The organism is Candidatus Allofournierella merdavium, from assembly GCF_944382735.1.
GTDB classification, from domain to species: domain Bacteria; phylum Bacillota; class Clostridia; order Oscillospirales; family Ruminococcaceae; genus Allofournierella_A; species Allofournierella_A merdavium.
Window position 1 is genome coordinate 1 of record NZ_CALWND010000012.1, and the last position, 20220, is coordinate 20220.

At 66.5% G+C, this 20220-nt stretch carries 12 protein-coding genes; all 12 read left to right on the top strand.

Going from position 1 to position 20220, the window contains the following annotated elements; translation table 11 throughout:
• Positions 1 to 3365 (top strand): DNA-directed RNA polymerase subunit beta' (gene rpoC, locus ACH2A7_RS10435; RefSeq protein ID WP_394961864.1); only part of this gene is annotated, 3365 nt, incomplete at its 5' end.
• A 185-nt stretch (positions 3366 to 3550) separates the two neighbouring features.
• Positions 3551 to 4801 carry a PIG-L deacetylase family protein gene (locus ACH2A7_RS10440; protein WP_394961866.1) on the top strand — a complete coding sequence of 417 codons (1251 nt, stop codon included), beginning with the start codon at positions 3551 to 3553 and terminating at the stop codon, positions 4799 to 4801.
• A gap of 17 nt (positions 4802 to 4818) precedes the next feature.
• Entirely contained in the window at positions 4819 to 5868 is a 1050-nt protein-coding gene (locus ACH2A7_RS10445) for a phosphodiester glycosidase family protein (RefSeq protein WP_394961867.1), read from the top strand.
• A complete protein-coding gene (locus ACH2A7_RS10450) occupies positions 5865 to 6926 on the top strand; it encodes a hypothetical protein (protein ID WP_394961868.1) in 1062 nt (353 codons plus the stop codon). Before ACH2A7_RS10445 ends, ACH2A7_RS10450 begins: the two co-directional genes overlap by 4 nt.
• A 141-nt stretch (positions 6927 to 7067) precedes the next feature.
• The gene (locus ACH2A7_RS10455; protein WP_394961870.1) at positions 7068 to 9242 is read left to right on the top strand and encodes a hypothetical protein; all 2175 of its coding nucleotides are present in this window, start codon (positions 7068 to 7070) and stop codon (positions 9240 to 9242) included.
• 10 nt (positions 9243 to 9252) lie between these two features.
• Entirely contained in the window at positions 9253 to 11523 is a 2271-nt protein-coding gene (locus tag ACH2A7_RS10460; protein ID WP_394961872.1) for a hypothetical protein, read from the top strand.
• Positions 11501 to 12934, top strand: coding sequence for a glycosyltransferase family 39 protein (locus ACH2A7_RS10465; protein WP_394961874.1), 1434 nt, complete (start codon positions 11501 to 11503; stop codon positions 12932 to 12934). Before ACH2A7_RS10460 ends, ACH2A7_RS10465 begins: the two co-directional genes overlap by 23 nt.
• Before the next feature lie 162 nt (positions 12935 to 13096).
• Positions 13097 to 13525 (top strand): 30S ribosomal protein S12, encoded by a 429-nt coding sequence (rpsL, locus tag ACH2A7_RS10470; RefSeq protein WP_394961876.1) that lies wholly within the window; start codon positions 13097 to 13099, stop codon positions 13523 to 13525.
• A 123-nt stretch (positions 13526 to 13648) separates the two neighbouring features.
• Positions 13649 to 14119, top strand: coding sequence for a 30S ribosomal protein S7 (gene rpsG, locus ACH2A7_RS10475; RefSeq protein WP_177522823.1), 471 nt, complete (start codon positions 13649 to 13651; stop codon positions 14117 to 14119).
• A gap of 36 nt (positions 14120 to 14155) precedes the next feature.
• Positions 14156 to 16276: an elongation factor G gene (gene fusA / locus ACH2A7_RS10480; protein WP_394961955.1), complete on the top strand. Its 2121-nt coding sequence runs from the start codon at positions 14156 to 14158 to the stop codon at positions 16274 to 16276.
• A 90-nt stretch (positions 16277 to 16366) separates the two neighbouring features.
• Entirely contained in the window at positions 16367 to 17569 is a 1203-nt protein-coding gene (gene tuf, locus ACH2A7_RS10485; protein WP_394961877.1) for an elongation factor Tu, read from the top strand.
• Between the two features lie 282 nt (positions 17570 to 17851).
• A complete protein-coding gene (locus ACH2A7_RS10490) occupies positions 17852 to 20149 on the top strand; it encodes an ATP-dependent Clp protease ATP-binding subunit (RefSeq protein WP_394961878.1) in 2298 nt (765 codons plus the stop codon).
• Positions 20150 to 20220 lie beyond the last annotated feature (71 nt).

The window sequence follows — 20220 nt, forward strand, 5'->3', positions numbered from 1 at the left end:
AGGTGCGCCGCGAGCGCATGGGCCACATCGAGCTGGCCGCCCCCGTCAGCCACATCTGGTACTTCAAGGGCATCCCCAGCCGCATCGGCCTGATGCTGGACATCAGCCCCCGGCAGCTGGAAAAGGTGCTGTACTTCGCCAGCTACATCGTCATCGACCCCGGCTACACCCCGCTGGAGAAAAAGCAGCTGCTCAGCGAAAAGGAATACCGGGAGATGCGCGAGCGCTATGAGGACGAGTTCCGCGCCGCCATGGGCGCCGAGGCCATCAAGGAACTGCTGGCCGAGATCGACCTGGACGCGCTGAGCGAGCAGCTTCACGCCGAACTGGAAGAGGCCGGCGGCCAGAAGCGGGTGCGCATCCTCAAGCGGCTGGAAGTGGTGGAGGCGTTCCGCCACTCCGGCAACCGCCCCGAGTGGATGATCCTGGACGTGGTGCCGGTCATCCCGCCGGACATCCGCCCCATGGTGCAGCTGGACGGCGGCCGCTTCGCTACCAGCGACCTGAACGACCTGTACCGCCGGGTCATCAACCGCAACAACCGCCTCAAGCGCCTTTTGGAGCTGGGTGCGCCGGACATCATCGTGCGCAATGAGAAGCGCATGTTGCAGGAGGCGGTGGACGCCCTGATCGACAACGGCCGCCGCGGCCGCCCGGTCACCGGCCCCAACAACCGCCCGCTGAAGAGCCTGTCCGACATGCTCAAGGGCAAGCAGGGCCGCTTCCGCCAGAACCTGCTGGGCAAGCGCGTGGACTACTCCGGCCGTTCCGTCATCGTGGTCGGGCCCGAACTGAAGATGTATCAGTGCGGTCTGCCCAAGGAGATGGCCCTGGAGCTGTTCAAGCCCTTCGTCATGAAGGACCTGGTGCAGAAGGGCCTGGCCAACAACATCAAGTCCGCCCGCAAGATGGTGGAGCGCACCCGCCCCGAAGTGTGGGACAGCCTGGAGACCGTCATCAAGGGCCACCCCGTCATGCTGAACCGCGCGCCTACGCTGCACCGTCTGGGCATCCAGGCCTTTGAGCCGGTGCTGGTGGAGGGCCGCGCCATCAAGCTGCACCCCCTGGCCTGCACCGCCTTCAACGCCGACTTCGACGGCGACCAGATGGCCGTGCACCTGCCCCTGTCGGTGGAGGCCCAGCGGGAGGCCAAGATGCTGATGCTGGCCTCCGGCAACCTGCTCAAGCCCAGCGACGGCGCCCCCGTCACCGTGCCCACCCAGGATATGATTCTGGGCAGCTACTACCTGACCATGGTGAACAAGGGCGACAAGGGCGAGGGCAAGGTGTTCCGCGATGAGAACGAGGCCATCATGGCCTACGTCAGCAAGGTCATCACCCTGCAGGCCCCCATCAAGGTGCGCCGCACCCGCGAGGTGAATGGCGAGGTGCGCTCCAAGCTGGTGAGCACCACCGCCGGCCGCATCATCTTCAACCAGCCCATCCCTCAGGATCTGGGCTATGTGGACCGCAACGACCCCGAGACCATGTTCAACTTCGAGGTGGACTTCCAGGTCACCAAGAAGAACCTGCCGGACATCATCAGCCGCTGCCTTGCCATCCACGGCACCAAGCCCACCAGCGAGATGCTGGACCGCATCAAGGCCCAGGGCTACAAGTACTCCACCATCAGCGGCATCACCGTGGCCGTGTGCGACGCGGTCATCCCGCCCCAGAAGCCGGAGCTGCTGGCCGAGGCCGACGAGCGGGTGAGCAAGGTCATCAAGCAGTTCAACCGCGGCCTTATCTCCAACGAGGAGCGCTATAACAGCGTCATCCAGATCTGGCAGGAGACCACCGACAAGGTGTCCAAGGCGCTGGCCGACAACCTGGAAGAGCGCAACCCCATCTTCATGATGGCGGATTCCGGCGCCCGCGGCTCCATGAACCAGATCAAGCAGCTGGCCGGCATGCGCGGCCTGCTGGCCAACACCGCCGGCAAGACCATCGAGATGCCCATCCGCGCCAACTACCGCGAAGGCCTGAACATCCTGGAATACTTCGTTTCCAGCCGCGGCGCCCGCAAGGGCCTGGCCGACACCGCCCTGCGCACCGCCGACTCGGGCTATCTGACCCGCCGTCTGGTGGACGTGTCCCAGGACGTGATCATCCGCGAGGAGGACTGCGGCGCCACCGAGGGCATCGTGGTCAGCGACATCCGGGAGGGCAAAGAGGAGATCGAGACCTTCCGCGAGCGCCTGATCGGCCGTTTCGCCGTGGGCGACGTGACCAATCCCGCCACCGGCGAGGTCATCGTGCCCGAGGGCAAGATGATGGACCTGTTCGACGCCGACAAGATCATGGCGGCCGGCATCACCAGCCTGGAGATCCGCAGCGTGCTGAGCTGCCGCAGCAAGCTGGGCGTCTGCGCCCGGTGCTACGGCGCCAACCTGGCCAACGGCAACCCCGTGCATGTGGGCGAATCCGTGGGCGTCATCGCGGCTCAGTCCATCGGCGAGCCGGGCACCCAGCTGACCATGCGTACCTTCCACACCGGCGGCATCGCCTCCGCGGAGGATATCACCCAGGGTCTGCCCCGCGTTGAGGAACTGTTCGAGAGCCGCCGCCCCAAGGCGCTGGCCATCATGACCGAGATCGCGGGCACCGCCCACATCGACGACACCAAGAAGAACCGGCATGTGGTGGTGTCCGGTGTGGACGAGAACGGCGCGCCCACCGAAAAGAGCTACCTGATCCCCTTCGGCCAGCGGGTGCGCGTGTCCGAGGGCGACCAGCTGGAAAAGGGCGACATGATCACCGAGGGCCATGCCTACCCCCACGACATCCTGGCCATCAAGGGCCGCACCGCCGTGGAGAACTACCTGATCCAGGAAGTGCAGAAGGTCTACCGCCTGCAGGGCGTGGAGATCAACGACAAGCACATCGAGGTCATCGTGCGGCAGATGCTGCGCAAGGTCCGGGTGGACGACGCCGGTTCCACCAACCTCATCGGCGGCGCCCTGGCCGATAAGATGAAGGTGGAGGAGCAGAACGAGATCATCCGCCAGCGCATCGCCGACGGCGAGGAGGGTCTGAAGGAGGCCAAGTGGACCCAGGTGCTGCTGGGTATCACCAAGGCGTCCCTGGCCACCGACAGCTTCATGTCCGCCGCCTCCTTCCAGGAGACCACCCGCGTGCTCACCGAGGCCGCCATCAAGGGCAAGGTGGACCCGCTCATGGGCCTGAAGGAGAACGTCATCATCGGCAAGCTGATCCCCGCGGGCACCGGCCTGCCGGAGGTGGAGGAGGACCTCATCCGCCGCGAGGCCGAGCAGCTGGGTCTGCCCGTTCCCGAGAAGACCGAGGAGCCCGCGGAGGCGCCCGCCCCCGCCGCTCCCGCCCCTGCCGCCCCCGCGGAGGAGTGAGACCCGGGCGCCGCCCATAGAAAACAGGATACGGCGCGGCGCTTTCCTCCGTGGGAAGGCGCCGCGCTTTGCCATGGGCGGCAATTTGCGGCCTCGGGCCGGAAAATTCTGCAATAAACTGGTGTTTCCCGCCGTTTTCTGATATATAATAAAAAAGATAGGGAAATAGAAAGGGGGGAGCCGGGATGAAGGTCCTTCGGCATACATGGTGGGCGGCGGTGCTGGCGGCGGTGCTGCTGTCCGGCTGCGGCGCGCCGGCGTCTTCCGTGCCGCCCCCCGCCGCCACGGCGGCCCCGTCACCCAGCCCCACCCCCGCGCCCACGCCCGAGCCTACCCCGGAGCCGCCCGCGCGGCAGCTGGAGATCGACCTGCAGGGCGGCGGGCTGGACCTTGCGGACGTGGGGGAGCAGAGCGCCTTTGACAAGGTGCGCTTTTCCGAGGATACATCCATCACCCTGCGGGCGGACGAGACCATCGGCGGATTGTACCTGATCTTCGACCGCCCGGTGGAATGGCAGCTGGAGAGCGCCGGCGCGGTGCAGGCCTGCGGGCAGAACGGCTTCATCCACGAATATGTGGAACTGGAGCAGCCGGCCAGCGCGGTGACGCTGCGCTTCCCGGCGGACACGGTGCTCTGCCGGGTGTCCGCCTTCACCCCGGGCCAGGTGCCGGACTGGGTGCAGCAGTGGCAGCCGCCCTGTGAAAAGGCCGACCTGCTGGTGCTGCCCACCCACGCCGACGACGAACACCTCTGGTTCGGCGGGGCGCTGCCCTACTACGCCGGCGAAAAGGGCTACGCGGTGCAGGTGGCCTATATGACGAACCACTGGGGCGAACCCTACCGGCCCCACGAGCTGCTGAACGGCCTGTGGACGGTGGGGGTGCGCAACTATCCGGTCATCTCCGACTTCCCGGACCTGTACGCCTCCAAGGAGAGCCTGGAGAGCGCCAAGGCGGTCTACGGCGAGGAGACCGTCACCGCCTGGCAGGTGGAGCAGCTGCGCCGCTTCAAACCCAGCGTGGTGCTGGGCCACGACGTGAACGGCGAGTACGGCCACGGGGCCCATCAGCTGAACGCCGTCACCCTGCTGGCGGCGCTGGAGCGCAGCGGCGATGCGTCCCAGTATCCCGAGAGCGCCGCGGAATATGGCGTGTGGCAGGTGCCCAAGTGCTATCTGCACCTCTGGCCGGAAAACACCCTCCAGATGGAGTGGGGCGAGATGCCCCTCGCCGCTTTCGGCGGGCGCACCGCCCTGGAGATGGCGGCGGAGGGATTTGCCTGCCATGTCAGCCAGACCCAGTGGTTTTCGGTGAAGGCCGGCGGCAAAAACGACTGCCGCAAATTCGGTCTGGCCTACACCAACGTGGGCCCGGACGAAGCAAAGAACGACTTTTTTGAACACATCCCGGGCGCGGCGCCCGGTGAACTTGCATGAAGGAGCTGGAGCGTGCTTTGAATACTGAACAAACTTCTGCACAGACTCCCGCCGCGCCTCGCTGGCGCGGCCGTCCGCGGCATCCGGTGCTGCGGGCGCTGGCAATGGCGGGGGTGTTCCTCTGCGCGCTGCTCGCCTTCCTGCTGGGCGCGATCTACATCATCTGCAAGGGGCCCAGCCCCGCGGCGCGGGATCTGTTCGTCCACACGGTGATGGAGACCAGCGCCGCCAAATTCACCGCCCGCATCTTCCTCAGCGCGGAGGAGGTGCAGGCCATCCTGGACAAAAACGGCGTGCTGGAGACCGACGAGGTCACCCAGGCGGGCGGCGAATTTGAGGAGGGCGACGCCCGGGTGCCCAAGGACACCATCGAACTGCACGACGTCACCGGCGGCAGCTTCAAGGGCAAGATGCTGGTGGTGCACGACCCCAGCCGGGTGCGGGTGGCGGCCATCGCCTCCTTCGACCCCGAGGGCAAGGGGCAGAAGCTGGAACAGCTGGTGGCGGACGCGGGCGCGGTGGCCGGCATCAACGGCGGCGGCTTTGCCGATGAGAACGGCGTGGGCAGCGGCAGCGTGCCGCTGGGCCTGGTGATCCAGCAGGGCAAGCTGCGGGCCGGCGGCATGGACCAGGAGTATTCGGTCATCGGCTTTGACGAGAGCGATCACCTGGTGGTGGGCCGCATGACCGGCCGCGAGGCGGTGGACCGGGGCCTGCGGGACGCCCTCAGCTTCGGCCCGGCCTTCATCATCAACGGCGAGGCCGCCGAGATCTCCGGCACCGGCGGCGGGCTCAACCCCCGCACGGTGATCGGCCAGCGGGCGGACGGCGCGGTGCTGCTGCTGGTCATCGACGGGCGGCAGCCTCAGAGCCTGGGCGCCACCTACCAGGACTGCATCCAGGTGATGCAGGAATGGGGCGCGGTGAACGCCGCCAACCTGGACGGCGGTTCCAGCACACAGATGATCTACCAGGGCGAGACGGTGAATGTCTGCGCGTCGCTGTATGGCCCGCGCAATCTGCCCACCGCTTTTGTGGTGGACCAGGCGGAGGAGGGGCAGGAATGAGCAGAGAAAAAAGGGACTACGGCGGCGCCCGCCCCTTCTGGCCCTGGCTGCTGGGCTTTGCCCTGGTGCTGTGTGCCGCGGGCGGCGCGGCGCTCTGGGCGCTTTGGGGGGCGCTGGAACGGTACGAGGAGTCCACGCCCGAAGCGGCCATCCTGCGCAGCGTGCGCGCCGTGCAGACGGGCACGCTGACCGAAGAGGACGTGCCCGCGGCGATGCTGCCCGGGCGCTTTGCCACCGCGCGGCAGTATCTGGACGAAGCGCAGAAACTGCTGAACGGCCTGCCCGACGACCGGGACAGCCTGCGCTTTGTGCAGAAGGGCGACGCCGCCGGGCAGGACGGGGCCGTCACCTATGTGGTGGTGGACGATGAGGACGGCCGGGCGGAATTTACCCTCTTCCCCGACGGGCAGGGCTGGCAGGCCTGGCCCCGGGTGCAGGCGCTGTCCGCCGTCACCATCCGCGCGCCCCGGTCGGCCTCGGTCTTTGTGGACGGCCAGCCGCTGGGCGAGGCCGAATTGAGCGCCACCACCGCCGCCGCCGGCTTTGAGGCGCTGGGGGAGAGCGCGCCCATGGAGTGCACCTGGCGCGTGGAGGGCCTGCTGGAGGAGCCGCAGGTCACCGCCGAGAGCGGGGAGGGCAGCTGCAGGGTGGAATGGGAGAACCCCCTGAACGCCCTGGTCACCGTGGAACCGAACGCGGAGGATGCCGCCGCCCTGGAGGGCTTTTTCGACCGCACCGCCCGCGTCTACGCCCGGTATGTGTCCGCCGACGCGTCCTTTGCCGAACTGCAGGGCGCCCTTGTGGGGGACACGGAGTTTTACAACAGCCTGCGCACCTTCGATTCCAGCTGGTACGTCAGCCACGACTCCACCGCCTTCGAGGACTTCTCGGTCTCGGAACTGGAGAGCCTGGGCCCGGACGCGGCGGCGGGCACCGTGCGTTTCACCTACATGGTCTACAAGGAGGGGCTGCGCCCCCGCAGCTACCCTTCAGTGTACCGGATGTACGCGGTGCGCGGCGAAAACGGATGGAAGCTGCTGGACCTGCAGGTGCAGTGAGTGCGACGGTTTGGAGCCGCCCCGGTCTGCCGGGGCGGCTTTTCCGTTGCCGGGGAAAAACCGGCGGACGGGGCAATGGGCTGGCGCAAAGGCGGCGGGTGTTGTATAATGAACGAAGGTGATCAAGAGGGGAGCAAAACCATGGAGAAGCAAACGGGCCGTCGCTGGGCGGCGGTATTGATCTGCGCGGCGCTGGCGCTGGTCTGGGCGGTGCAAAGCAGCGCCCTGGACCTGTCCCTGCAGTGGGACGCGCCCGCCCGGCTGCCCGCGGCGCTGGCGCAGCAGGGCGACTGGCGGGTCAGCCAGGACGTCTGGCTGGACCCGGGGCGCTATACCGTGGAGTGGGAGGGGGAGAACGGGCCGGAGGCGTTCGTCCTGGCCCCCGACGCGCTCAGCGCCGACAACCGGGAGGGCGTGCGTCTGAACGAGGACGGCGGCCCGTCCTTCACGGTGAGCGGCCAGCGGGTGCGGGTGCAGGTGTGGGTGGACGGCCAGGCGCCCTCCGCCCGGCTGACCTCCGGCCTGTTCTGCGAAAGGGACGGCCTGCTGGCGGTGGCGGCCCTCACGGCGGCGGCGGTGCTGCTGCTGGCGCGGGGCCCCAGGACCGGCGCCCAAAAAGCGGTGCTGGCGGTGCTGGTCTGCTGTGCGCTGGCCTCCAGCCTGCCCGTGCTCACCCCCGGCCTGCCCTACGGGCCGGACCTGCACTTTCATCTGACCCGCATCCAGGGCATCGCCGACGGCCTTGCCAGCGGGCAATTCCCGGTGCGCATCCAGCCCACGGCGGTGAGCGGCAAGGGATACGCCACCAGCCTGCTGTATCCCGATCTGTTTTTGTATCCGGCGGCGCTGCTCCGCTTTGCCGGCGTCTCGCTGGAAGGGGCCTACCGCTTCACCATCCTGGCCCTCAACGGCCTCACCGCCGTCATCGCCTGGCGTGCCGGCCGGCGGATGCTGGGCGGCTCCTTCGCCGCGCTCCTCTTCTGTGTGCTCTACACGCTGTCGCCCTACCGCATCTGCAACCTCTATGTGCGGGCGGCGCTGGGGGAGGCGCTGGCCATGGCCTTCCTGCCGGCGGTGGTGCTGGGATTCTGGCTTGTGCTGTTCCGCCAGCCCGGCGGCTGGCCGGTGCTGGCGCTGGCCATGACCGGCGTCATCCAGAGCCACCTCATCTCCACCATCTTCTGCGTGGCCTTCGGCGGGCTGTTCTGCCTTTTGAACCTGCGCCGGACGCTTCAGAAGGAGCGGCTTTTCGCGCTGGTCAAGGCCGCGGCGCTGGCGCTGGCGCTGAACCTGTGGTACATCCTCCCCTGGATGCGCTTTTCCCGGGAGGACTTCAATATCTTCCACCTGCAGTTCGACGTGTGGGACTACGCCCTCTATCCCGCCCAGCTGTTCATGACCTTCGGCTCGGTGAGCGGCGACGCGGTGCGGCTGGGCACGCTGGAAGGGGAGATGCTGCTGGCCCCGGGCCTGGCCCTGCTGGCGGCGGGCGGCGCGGTGCTGCTGGCGCTGGGCTGTGCCTGGCGGGACGGCGCGCCGCTGCCCGCCCCCGCCCGGCTGGGCGGCTGGGCGGCCGCCTTCGCCGGCCTGTCGCTGTGGCTGTGCACGAACCTGTTCCCCTGGGCGCTGGCCCAGCGGCTGCCGGTGCTGGGGGCGAAGCTGTCGGTCATCCAGTTCCCCTGGCGCTTTCTCACCACGGCCAGCCTGTTCCTGGCCCTCTGCGCCGGGGCGCTGGCCGCCTGGAAGCTGGGCGGGCTGCGCCGGCAGGCCAAGGCGCTGGTGCTGACGGCGGCTTTCTGCGCGGTACTGCTGCCCTCGGCGGGGCAGATGCTCCAAAAGGCGGCCGAGTTGCCCAGCTATTCCCGTAACGGCCGGCTCATCACCGACAATCTGTACGACGGGCAATACCTGTATGTGGGTACCAGCGCGGGAGAACTGGCGGCGCGTGCGCGCCCCGTCACCGGCGGGGCGGACCTGCGGGTGAGCGGCCTTTCCCAGCGGGGCAACCGGCTGGAATTCGACTGGAGCGGGGCCGGCGGCGAGGCCATGGAACTGCCGCTGACCTGGTATCCCGGGTATGAGGCGGTGGACGGCGACGGCGTCCGGCTGGCCTGCGAGCGGGGCGAAAACGGCATCCTGACCGTGCGGCCCCAGGGCGACGCCGGGCACATGACCGTGCGGTACCGGGGCCTGTGGTATTTCCGGCTGGGCGATCTCGTCAGCCTCGCGGCGTTCGCCGGGCTGGCCGGCTGGGCCGTGGTCCGGCGGACGGGCCTGCCCCGGCCGCTGCGCCGACGGAGCAAACTGACTGTGTGAGGAGAAACGAATGGAACGAAAACAAACCATAACCTACTGGGCTGTCGTGCTGGCGCTGGTCTGCCTGCTTGTGCCCCTCCTCCGGGAGAGCCGCTATCTCCAGACCTTCACGGCTGTGGATCTGGAGTCCACCGTCGAGACAGCCACCACGGCGGCCTCCCGCTATGCCGACCCCACCTATCTGGACGCCGGCCTGTTCATGTACGGCCCCGGGGCGTATCTCGAGCCCGGCTCCTTCTCCCTGACGGTGATGTATTCCGCCGACGGGGCGGGCAGCTATGTGGAGGTGTACAGCCCCGGCTGGCTCAATGAGGACAACACCCAGGGCCGGGTGCTGGCCACGATGCAGCTGGACCCGGGCCAGACCCAGGCCCGGGCGGACTTTTTGCTGGACCGCGGGGTGGACGACCTGGAGTTCCGCGTCTGGTACGGCGGGGAGGGCGCCCTCACGGTGAACACCCTCACCCTGCGCTCGGGCTACCTCTACTGGACCGACCCGCTGCTGCTCATCCTGTTCGTGCTGGCGCTGGCCGGCCTGCTCTGGTGGGCGGCGCGCAAAGGGCGGCCCCAGGCGGCGGTGGTGGCGGCCCTCATCGGCCTGACGCTGCTGGCCAGCTATCCGCTGTTCACCGATTTTCTGACGGTGGGCATGGATCAGGAGTTCCACCTGCGGCGCATCGAGGGGCTGTTCGGGGCGCTGCAGAGCGGCCAGTGGCCCGCCCGCATCAGCACCCAGCACTTCGGCGGCAAGGGCTATGCCACCTCCGTGATGTACCCTGAGCTGTTCCTCTACTTCCCGGCGGCGCTGCGCCTGGCGGGCGCTTCGCTGCTCTTCAGCTGGAAGGCGCTGCTCTTCGCCGTCAATCTGGGCACCGCCTTTTCCGCCTATTTCTGCGGCCGGCGGCTGATGAACAGCCGGGCGGCGGGCATGGCCGCGGCCATCCTCTACCTGCTTTCGCCTTACCGCCTGTGCGATTTGTACATCCGCGCGGCGCTGGGGGAGGTGCTGGCCATGGCCTTCCTGCCCCTGCTGCTCTACGGCCTGTGGCAGCTGCTGGCGGGGGACGCGGGCCAGTGGCCCTGGCTGGTGCTGGCCTGCACCGGCATCTTCCAAAGCCACATCCTCTCCACCGAGATGGCGGCGGTGTTCGCGGCCCTCTGCGCCCTGGCGGCCCTGCCCGCCTTGCGGCGGCCCGCCCGACTGGCCGCGCTGGGCAAGGCGGCGGGGCTGACGGTGCTGCTGAACCTGTGGTTCCTGGTGCCCTTCCTCACCTACACCCTGCGGGGCGGCTTCAAGATCTTCGGCTCCCGTGTGGATCTGCACGGGCATTCGCTCTATCCCGCCCAGATGTTCGTCACCTTCTGGTCGCCCGATCCGGGGCTCTGGAGTCAGGAGCTGGGCAGCCTGGACAGCGAGATGCTCCTCACCCTGGGCCTGGCGCCGCTGGTCTGCCTGGGCCTGCTGGCGGCGGGCTGGTGGCTGTTCGCCCCTCAAACGGGCGGGCCGCGCCCCGGCCTGCGCATCGGACTCACCGCCGCCGTGGCGGCGGGCCTGTGCCTCTACGCCGCCAGCGTCTACTTCCCCTGGGAACTGCTCCAGCGCATCCCCGCGCTGGACAGGCTGCTCTCGCCGGTGCAGTTCCCCTGGCGCACTCTGGCCTTCGCCGCCGCCTGCTTCGCGGTGGTGGCCGCGGCGGCCACGGTGCCCTTTGCGGGCCGCGGGGGAAAGACGGCGGTGCTGGGCGTGCTGCTGGCGGTGGCCATGCTGCCCGCCAGCGCCCTGATGGACGGGCTGCTGGCCACCCCGGTGTACATGGGCCAGACCGACGGCATCGCGCACATCGGCGGCAACTACAACGAGTATCTGCCGGAGGGCGTGAACGACGAAGCCCTTACCGCCGCCTCCAACGCGCTGGAACCCCAGGGCGAACTGGCGGTGGCCGGCCTGACAAAGAAGGGCTGCCGCATCGAGTTTGATTATACGGCGGAGCAGGATACGACGGTTTACCTGCCCCTCACCGCTTACCCCGGCTATGCCGCCCGGCTGAACGGCGAATCGCTGCCGCTGACCGGCGCGCCGGACGGGCGGCTGGCGGTGACGCTGCCGGCGGGCTCGGGCCATCTGACGGTGGATTTCGCGGGCTACTGGTACTGGAGCGCGGCCCTGGCGGTGAGCGTCCTCACCGCCCTTGGCTGGGGCGCGAAGGCGGTGTATGACCGGCGCGGCAGCGCGCCGCGGAGAAAGAGGGGAGAGCAGGTTGGCGCTGCGGTGTCTGTATAAACTGGCGCTCTGGGCGGCGGCCGTCTTTTTCGCGGTGGTGCTGGCGGTGTGCCTTGTCTCGGTGGGGCCCTGGTCGGCGATGCTGGCCGCCGCCGCGCTGGCGGCGCTCTTCGGCGTGTGCCGGCTGGTGCTGCCGCGCCTCACCGAGCGGGGCGCGCGCCGGGCCTTTTGGGCGCTCTTTGTCCTCTTTGCCCTGGCGGCGGGCGCGTTCGCCTTCGCGGTGCGGGTGGAGCCCGCCTGGGATTTCGGCCGCGTCTACCACGGCGCGCTGGAGATCACCTCGTCCGGGGCCATCCGTATCGACTGGCAGTATTTCCTCGAGTCCAACAACAACTTCTTCCTGGCCCTTGTGCTGGCGCCGGTGTTCATCGCCGGCAGCCTGGCGGGCCTTTCGCCCCTTGCCAGCGGCATCCTGTTCAACCTGGCGGCCATCGACCTGTCCGTCCTGCTGCTGTGGGCTGCTGCGCGGCGGCGCTGGGGCGAAAAATGGGCGCTGGCGGCGGCGCTGGCCTGCTTTTGCTGCGCCGGCCTGTGGCTCTACGGCCCCATCTTCTACACCGACACCCTCTCCATGCCCTTCGTCAGCCTGGACCTCTATCTCGCCCAGCGCTGGAGCGAGGGGGAGCGCCCGCCGTGGCTGGCGGCGGCGCTGGGCCTGGCGGCCTTTCTGGCCTTCCGCCTCAAACCCACCGCCTTTTGCCTCTACCTGGCGCTGGCGCTCCTGTGGCTGCTGCGCCGGGGCGGCGCGCTGCGAGCGGCGGCGCTGGGCCTGGCGGTGTTCGCGGTGTGCATGGCCGGCTGGCAGGTCTGGCTGGGCCATAACCCCGTGCTGGACACCGGTCCCATCGAGAAATACCGCCTGCCGCCGCTGCACTATGTGATGATGGGGCTGAAGAATCCCGGCGGCTACGACGAGGCCGACCATCTGGCCAGCCAGGCCCTGCCCGATGCGGCGGCCCGCACCGCCCACGCCAAAGAGGAGATCGCCCGCCGCCTTGCGGACTACGGCCCGCTGGGCTTTCTGGACCACCTGCGGCAGAAGCTGGCCTACACCTGGGCGGACGGCAGCTACTTCGGCGGGCACAAGCTGGGTATCGACCCGGTGGCCCCCGGCGCGCTGCAGCAATGGGTGGCGGATACCGGCGCGCACTGGCCGGCCTTTCAGCGTCTGGTGAACGCCCAGCAGCTGCTGATCTGCCTGGGCCTGGCTGTGTGCGCCTTTGACCAGGCCCGCCGGGGCGAAAAGGCCGACGGCCTGCTCTGGGCGGCCCTTGTGGCGCTGCTGGGCGCGGGGGTGTTCCTGCTGGTGTGGGAGACCCGCTCGCGCTATCTCGTGGGGCTTTTGCCGCTGATCTTGTGCGCGGCGGCCCGGGGGCTCGGGGCGCTGCCGGGCCTGCGGCCGAAAAAATAAATTTTTGGCTGATTTGCTGCAAACTTTTTTGCGAATACTGTTGACATGCACAGCACCAGTGTGTAAAATAAAATTGTTGCGCCCCTTGGCGTAATTATGCCCTTTTGGTGTTTTGGCGGCGTTTGCCGCCTGAACATAAATCATTGAAGAAAGGAGATCACAATGCCTACTTTCAACCAGCTTGTACGCAAAGGCCGTGAGGTGTCCGTCCGCAAGTCTACCGCCCCTGCTCTGCAGAAGGCTTACAACTCGCTGGACAAGTCCTACAGCAATGCCAACAGCCCCCAGAAGCGTGGTGTTTGCACCGCTGTTCGTACCATGACCCCCAAAAAGCCGAACTCTGCTCTGCGTAAGGTAGCCCGTGTTAAGCTCACGAATGGTATCGAGGTAACCTCTTACATTCCGGGCATCGGCCATAACCTGCAGGAGCACAGCGTAGTACTGATCCGTGGCGGCCGTGTGAAGGACCTTCCCGGTGTGCGTTACCACATCATCCGTGGTACTCTGGACACTCAGGGTGTGGCCAACCGCAACCAGGCCCGCTCCAAGTACGGCGCGAAACGCCCCAAGGCCGGTGCTAAGAAGAAGTAATCAAACGTATACCCCGCCATCAAAGGCTTCTTATATACATTGTAAGTAAGACCTTGTGTGGCACAACGGGAGTTTATTGCTTTCGAGTACCGATGATATCATTCTGTGAAGGAGGGAAGAAAGATGCCTAGAAGAGGTATTACTGCAAAGCGTGACGTTTTGGCTGATCCTGTCTACAACTCCAAGATGGTCACCCGTCTGATCAACAGCGTTATGCTGGACGGCAAGAAGGGTGTTGCCCAGAAGATCGTTTACGATGCGTTCGACATCGTGAAGGAGAAGAGCGGCAACGATCCCCTGGAGATGTTCGAGAAAGCGCTCGAGAACATCATGCCCAGCCTGGAAGTCAAGGCCCGCCGTGTGGGCGGCTCCACCTACCAGGTGCCCATGGAAGTGCGCCCCGAGCGCCGCGAGACTCTGGGTCTGCGGTGGCTCACCAGCTACTCCCGCAGCCGCAGCGAGCGCACCATGCGCGAGCGCCTGGCCAACGAGATCATGGACGCGGTGAACGGTACCGGCAACGCTGTGAAGAAGCGTGAGGATACCCACAAGATGGCCGAGGCCAACAAGGCTTTCGCCCACTATCGCTATTGATCCAGTCTGGAGTTTAGGAGGTAAGAGCTGAATATGATGCCAAGAGACGTTTCTCTGGAAATGACCAGAAACATCGGCATTATGGCGCACATCGACGCCGGCAAGACCACCACCACCGAGCGTATCCTTTACTACACCGGCGTGAATCACAAGATCGGTGAAACGCACGATGGCGCGGCTACGATGGACTGGATGGCGCAGGAGCAGGAGCGTGGTATCACCATCACTTCTGCTGCCACCACCTGCTACTGGAGCCACACGGAACTGCTGAACGACCCTGTTGCCGCCAAGAAGAACCGGCACCGGATCAACATCATCGACACCCCGGGCCATGTGGACTTCACCGTCGAGGTGGAGCGCAGCCTGCGCGTGTTGGACGGCTCTGTTACCGTTCTGTGCGCCAAGGGCGGCGTGGAACCCCAGTCCGAGACTGTGTGGCGCCAGGCCGACAAATACCATGTGCCCCGTATGGCCTATGTGAACAAGATGGACATCATGGGCGCCGATTTCTACCGCGTTGTGAAGATGATGCGCGAGCGTCTGAAGTGCAACGCCGTGCCCATCCAGCTGCCCATCGGCAAGGAAGATGATTTCAAAGGCATCATCGACCTGATCGACATGAAGGCTGACGTCTACTACGACGACATGGGCAAGGATATCCGCGTGGAGGACATCCCCGAGGATATGCGCGAGCTGGCGGAGCAGTATCACGCCGAGCTCATCGAGGCCGTGGCCGAGAGCGACGAAGAGCTGATGATGAAGTACCTGGACGGCCAGGAGCTGACCAAGGAAGAGATCAAGAAGGCTCTGCGCCGCGAGACCATCGCCAACACCGTGGTGCCCGTGACCTGCGGTACTTCCTACCGCAACAAGGGCGTGCAGAAGCTGCTGGACGCCATCGTGGATTATATGCCCGCCCCCACCGACATTGAGGACATCAAGGGCGTTGATCCCCGCACCGGCGAGGAGACCACCCGTCCCTCCAGCGACAGCGCTCCCTTCGCCGCTCTGGCGTTTAAGATCGCCACCGACCCGTTCGTGGGCAAGCTGTGCTTCTTCCGCGTTTACTCCGGTATCGTGGAAGCCGGCAGCACCGTCTACAACTCGGTGAAGGACACCAACGAGCGCATGGGCCGCATCCTGCAGATGCACGCCAATCACCGCCAGGACATCGACGTGTGCTACAGCGGTGACATCGCCGCCGCCGTGGGCCTGAAGAACACCACCACCGGCGACACCCTGTGCGACCCCAAGCACCCCGTCATCCTGGAGAGCATGGAGTTCCCCGAGCCTGTTATCCGCGTTGCCATCGAGCCCAAGACCAAAGCCGGTCAGGAGAAGATGGGCCTGGCGCTGAACAAGCTGGCCGAGGAGGACCCCACCTTCCGCACCTGGACCGACGAGGAGACCGGCCAGACCATCATCGCCGGCATGGGCGAGCTGCACCTGGAGATCATCGTGGACCGTCTGCTCCGCGAGTTCAAGGTGGAGGCCAACGTGGGCGCCCCGCAGGTGGCCTACCGCGAGTGCATCCGCCGTCCGGCCAGCGCCAACACCAAGTACGCCCGGCAGTCCGGCGGTAAGGGCCAGTACGGTCACTGTATCATCGACATCGAGCCCAACGAGCCCGGCAAGGGCTACGAGTTCATCAACGCCGTTGTGGGCGGTGATGTTCCCAAGGAGTTCATTCCTGCCATTGACCAGGGCATCCAGGGCGCCATGAAGGCCGGCATTCTGGCCGGCTACCCGGTGGAGGACGTGAAGGTCACCCTGAAGGGCGGCTCCTACCACGAGGTCGACTCCTCCGAAATGGCGTTCAAGATCGCCGGTTCCATGGCCTTCAAAGAGGCGATGGCCAAGGCCGATCCCGCCATCATGGAGCCCATCATGAAAGTCGCGGTCATCGTGCCCGACGAGTATATGGGCGACGTCATCGGCGACCTGAACGCCCGCCGCGGCCAGATTCAGGGCATGGAAGCTCTGAACGGCTCGCAGCAGATCAACGCCTTTGTCCCGCTGAGCAACATGTTCGGTTATTCCACCGACCTGCGCAGCAAGACCCAGGGCCGCGGTCAGTATTCCATGGAGCCCAGCCACTACGCCGAGGTTCCCAAGAACATTGCCGAGAGCATCATGGCCGGCCGCAAGAAGGACTGAGCCGAAAGCCCAAATAATGCTTGATTTTTGGCAAATGTTTTAGTATTATAACCATAGGTTCAATGGTTCAAAAAAAGGAGGACAATTAAAATGGCAAAAGCTAAGTTTGAACGTACCAAGCCTCATGTTAACATTGGCACCATCGGCCACGTTGACCACGGCAAGACCACCCTGACCGCTGCCATCACCAAGGTGCTGGCCCTGAAGGGTGACGCCGAGTTCACCGATTACGCCAACATCGATAAGGCCCCCGAAGAGCGCGAGCGCGGCATCACCATCAACACCGCCCATGTGGAGTACGAGACCGACAAGCGTCACTACGCCCATGTGGACTGCCCGGGCCACGCCGACTATGTGAAGAACATGATCACCGGTGCTGCTCAGATGGACGGCGCCATCCTGGTCGTGTCCGCTGCCGACGGCCCCATGCCCCAGACCCGTGAGCACATCCTGCTGAGCCGCCAGGTGGGCGTGCCCTACATCGTTGTGTTCATGAACAAGGTGGACCAGGTGGACGATCCCGAGCTGCTGGATCTGGTCGAGATGGAGATCCGCGACCTGCTGACCGAGTACGACTTCCCCGGCGACGACACCCCCATCATCAAGGGTTCCGCCCTGGCCGTGCTGGAGAGCACCTCCACCGATATCAACGCCCCCGAGTACAAGTGCATCCTGGACCTGATGGACGCGGTGGACAACTACATCCCCACCCCCGACCGCAAGGCCGACCTGCCCTTCCTGATGCCTGTTGAGGACGTGTTCACCATCACCGGCCGCGGCACCGTGGCTACCGGTCGTGTGGAGCGCGGCATGATCAAGGTCGGCGAGGAAGTTGAGATCGTCGGTCTGAAGGAAGAGAAGATGAAGACCACCGTTACCGGCCTGGAGATGTTCCGCAAGCTGCTGGACGACGCCGAGGCCGGCGACAACATCGGCGCTCTGCTCCGTGGTGTGCAGCGCACCGACATCGAGCGTGGTCAGGTTCTGGCGAAGCCCGGCACCATCCATCCTCACACCAAGTTCCAGGGCCAGGTCTACGTCCTGAAGAAGGACGAGGGCGGCCGTCATACCCCCTTCTTCAACAACTATCGTCCTCAGTTCTACTTCCGCACCACCGACGTGACCGGCGTCATCACCCTGCCCGAGGGCACCGAGATGTGCATGCCTGGCGATAACGTCACCATGGATGTTGAGCTGATCACCTCCATCGCCATGGACGAAGGCCTGCGTTTCGCTATCCGTGAGGGTGGCCGCACCGTGGGTTCCGGCGTTGTTTCCAAGATCTACGAGTAATCGAAAGAGCTTGTGAGGCTTTCAAAGGCCCCCTGCCGCAAGGCAGGGGGCCTTTTCGCGCGCTGTATTCCTTGCCGCGGCGCGTGCGTCATGGTTCGCCGCGGCCCCGCGGGCAGCGGCGGCGGGGCCGGCTCTTTGCTTGGCCCGGTGGGATAAAAAGGTCTTTCCTGGCGTTTTTTGCCATGGAGCCGCGCCCGAAAACTTGCCGCACACGGGTTTTAACCGCCTCGGCGCGGGCCATACTGCCCTTAGAAAAAAGCAAAGGGAGCAGTGAAGCGCAGTATGCAATATCGTTTCAAGGGCTTTTCCCGCCAGGGGGCCAAGATGCTGAATCAGGCGCTGGCGATCGCGGGGGATATGGGGCAGACACAGGCGGGCACAGGGCACATCCTGCTGGCCATCCTCCGGGGGGACTCTTCGCCCGCCGCCCGGTTTTTGCAGGCGCGGCGGATCGCCGAACCGCAGGTGATGCAGCGTCTGGCCGCACTGGGAGGAATGAACGAGTGCAGTCACCTCTCGCCGCGGGACTTTCTGCCCGAGGCCTGCAAGGCGCTGGACTTTGCCGTGATGGGCGCGCACGCCGCCCGCATGAAGGAGGCGCAGCCGGAACATGTGCTGTGCGCCATTTTGGAGGACCCGGGCTGTACCGCGAGCCGCTGGCTGTCGGAGTGGGGCGTGGAACTGGGTGAGGCGGCGCGGGAATGCCGGCAGCTGTCCGGCCAGCTTGTCCTGCCGTTTCAGCCGAGGCTGACCGCGCCGCCCCGCAGCGGCCGCGCCAGCGAAAAATACGGCCGCGATTTGACCCAGATGGCGGCGGAAAGCCGGCTGGACCCGGTGCTCTGCCGGGAGCAGGAACTGGAGCGGATGATGGAGATCCTCTGCCGCCGCCAGAAGAACAACCCCTGCCTTGTGGGCGAGCCGGGCGTGGGCAAAACGGCCCTGGCGGAGGCGCTGGCCCAGGCCATCGCGGCGGGGCGGGTGCCGGCACAACTGCTGCACAAGCGCATCCTGAGCCTGGATATGGCCAGCCTGGTAGCGGGCACCAAGTACCGGGGCGATTTTGAGGAGCGGTTCAAGGCACTGCTGGACGAGATCCACAAAGACCAGAACACCATCCTGTTCATCGACGAGATCCATGTGATCGTGGGCGCCGGCGCGGCAGAGGGGGCCATCGACGCCGCCAGCATCCTGAAACCGCTGCTGGCCCGGGGCGAGATCCAGGTGATCGGCGCCACCACCCAGGAAGAGTATCGCCGGTGCATCCAGAAGGACGCGGCGCTGGAGCGCCGATTCGGCCGGGTGACGGTGGAGGAGCCCGACCCGGACAGCGCCAAGCGCATCCTGGCGGGCCTGGTGCCCCGCTATGAGCGATACCATCAGGTGCGCATTCCGCCGGCGGCGGTGGCGGCGGCGGTGGATCTGTCGGTGCGGTATCTGCCGGGCCGGTATCTGCCGGATAAGGCCATTGACCTGTTGGATGAGGCCGCCGCCGCGCTGCGCATCCGCTGCGAGACGGGGGACGACTGCCGCCGGGAGTTGACCAGTGAGGATGTGGCCCGGGTGGTGGCCCGGGCCAGCGGGGTGCCGGTGCAGCGCATCACCGAAGCCGAGCGGGAAAAGCTGGCCATGCTGGAGCAGCGTCTGGACGAGAGCGTGGTGGGGCAGCCGGACGCGGTGCACACGGTGGCGGGAGCGGTGCGCCGCGCCCGCACCGGCCTGCGGGAGGCGGGCCGGCCGCTGGGCGCCATGCTCTTTCTGGGCCCCACCGGCGTGGGCAAGACCCATCTGGCGCGGATGCTGGCCCGCCAGTGGTTCGGCACCGAAAAGGCGCTGCTGCGCTTTGACATGAGCGAGTATATGGAGGCCCACGCGGCGGCCAAACTCATCGGCGCGCCGCCGGGTTATGTGGGCCACGACGAGGGCGGCCTGCTCACCGAGGCGGTGCGCCGCCGGCCCTACGCGGTGGTGCTGTTCGATGAGATCGAGAAGGCCCACCCGGACGTGCAGAATCTGCTGCTGCAGATCCTGGAGGATGGGCGGCTGACCGACTCCATGGGCCGTGTCGCCAACTTTTGCAACACCATCATCCTGCTCACCTCCAACCTGGGGGCGGAGCACTTGGCGGGGCAGGGGGGATTGGTGGGCTTTGGCGCCACCCCCGAAACGGTGCCTCAGCGCCAGCGCCAGCAGGTGATCGGCGAGGCGAAGAAGTATTTCCGGCCGGAGCTGCTGGGCCGGATGGACGAACTGGTGGTGTTCGGCCCTCTGCTGCGGGAGGACCTGGCCCACATCGCCGAGCGCATGCTGGTGGAACTGGAGCAGCGGGCTCTGGCCCGGGGCTACCACCTGCGCCACAGCGCCGACCTGCCCGCCATGCTGGCCGGCGGCGACCGGCCGGTGTACGGGGCCCGCGACCTGCGCCGGACGGTGAGCAGGGCGGTGGAGCAGGCCCTGGCGGACAGCATCGCCGCCGGTCAGGCCCGCCCGGGCCAGAGTTTTACCGCCTGTGTGCAGGACGGGCGGGTGGTGCTGCGCAGCGAGAGCGACGCCGCCGACCACCGGGCCGAGGCCACTGTGTAAAAAACGACCGCCCGCATGGTTCCCAAAAGGGCCATGCGGGCGGTCGTTCAGGTTCATGGACGGCGCTTTTC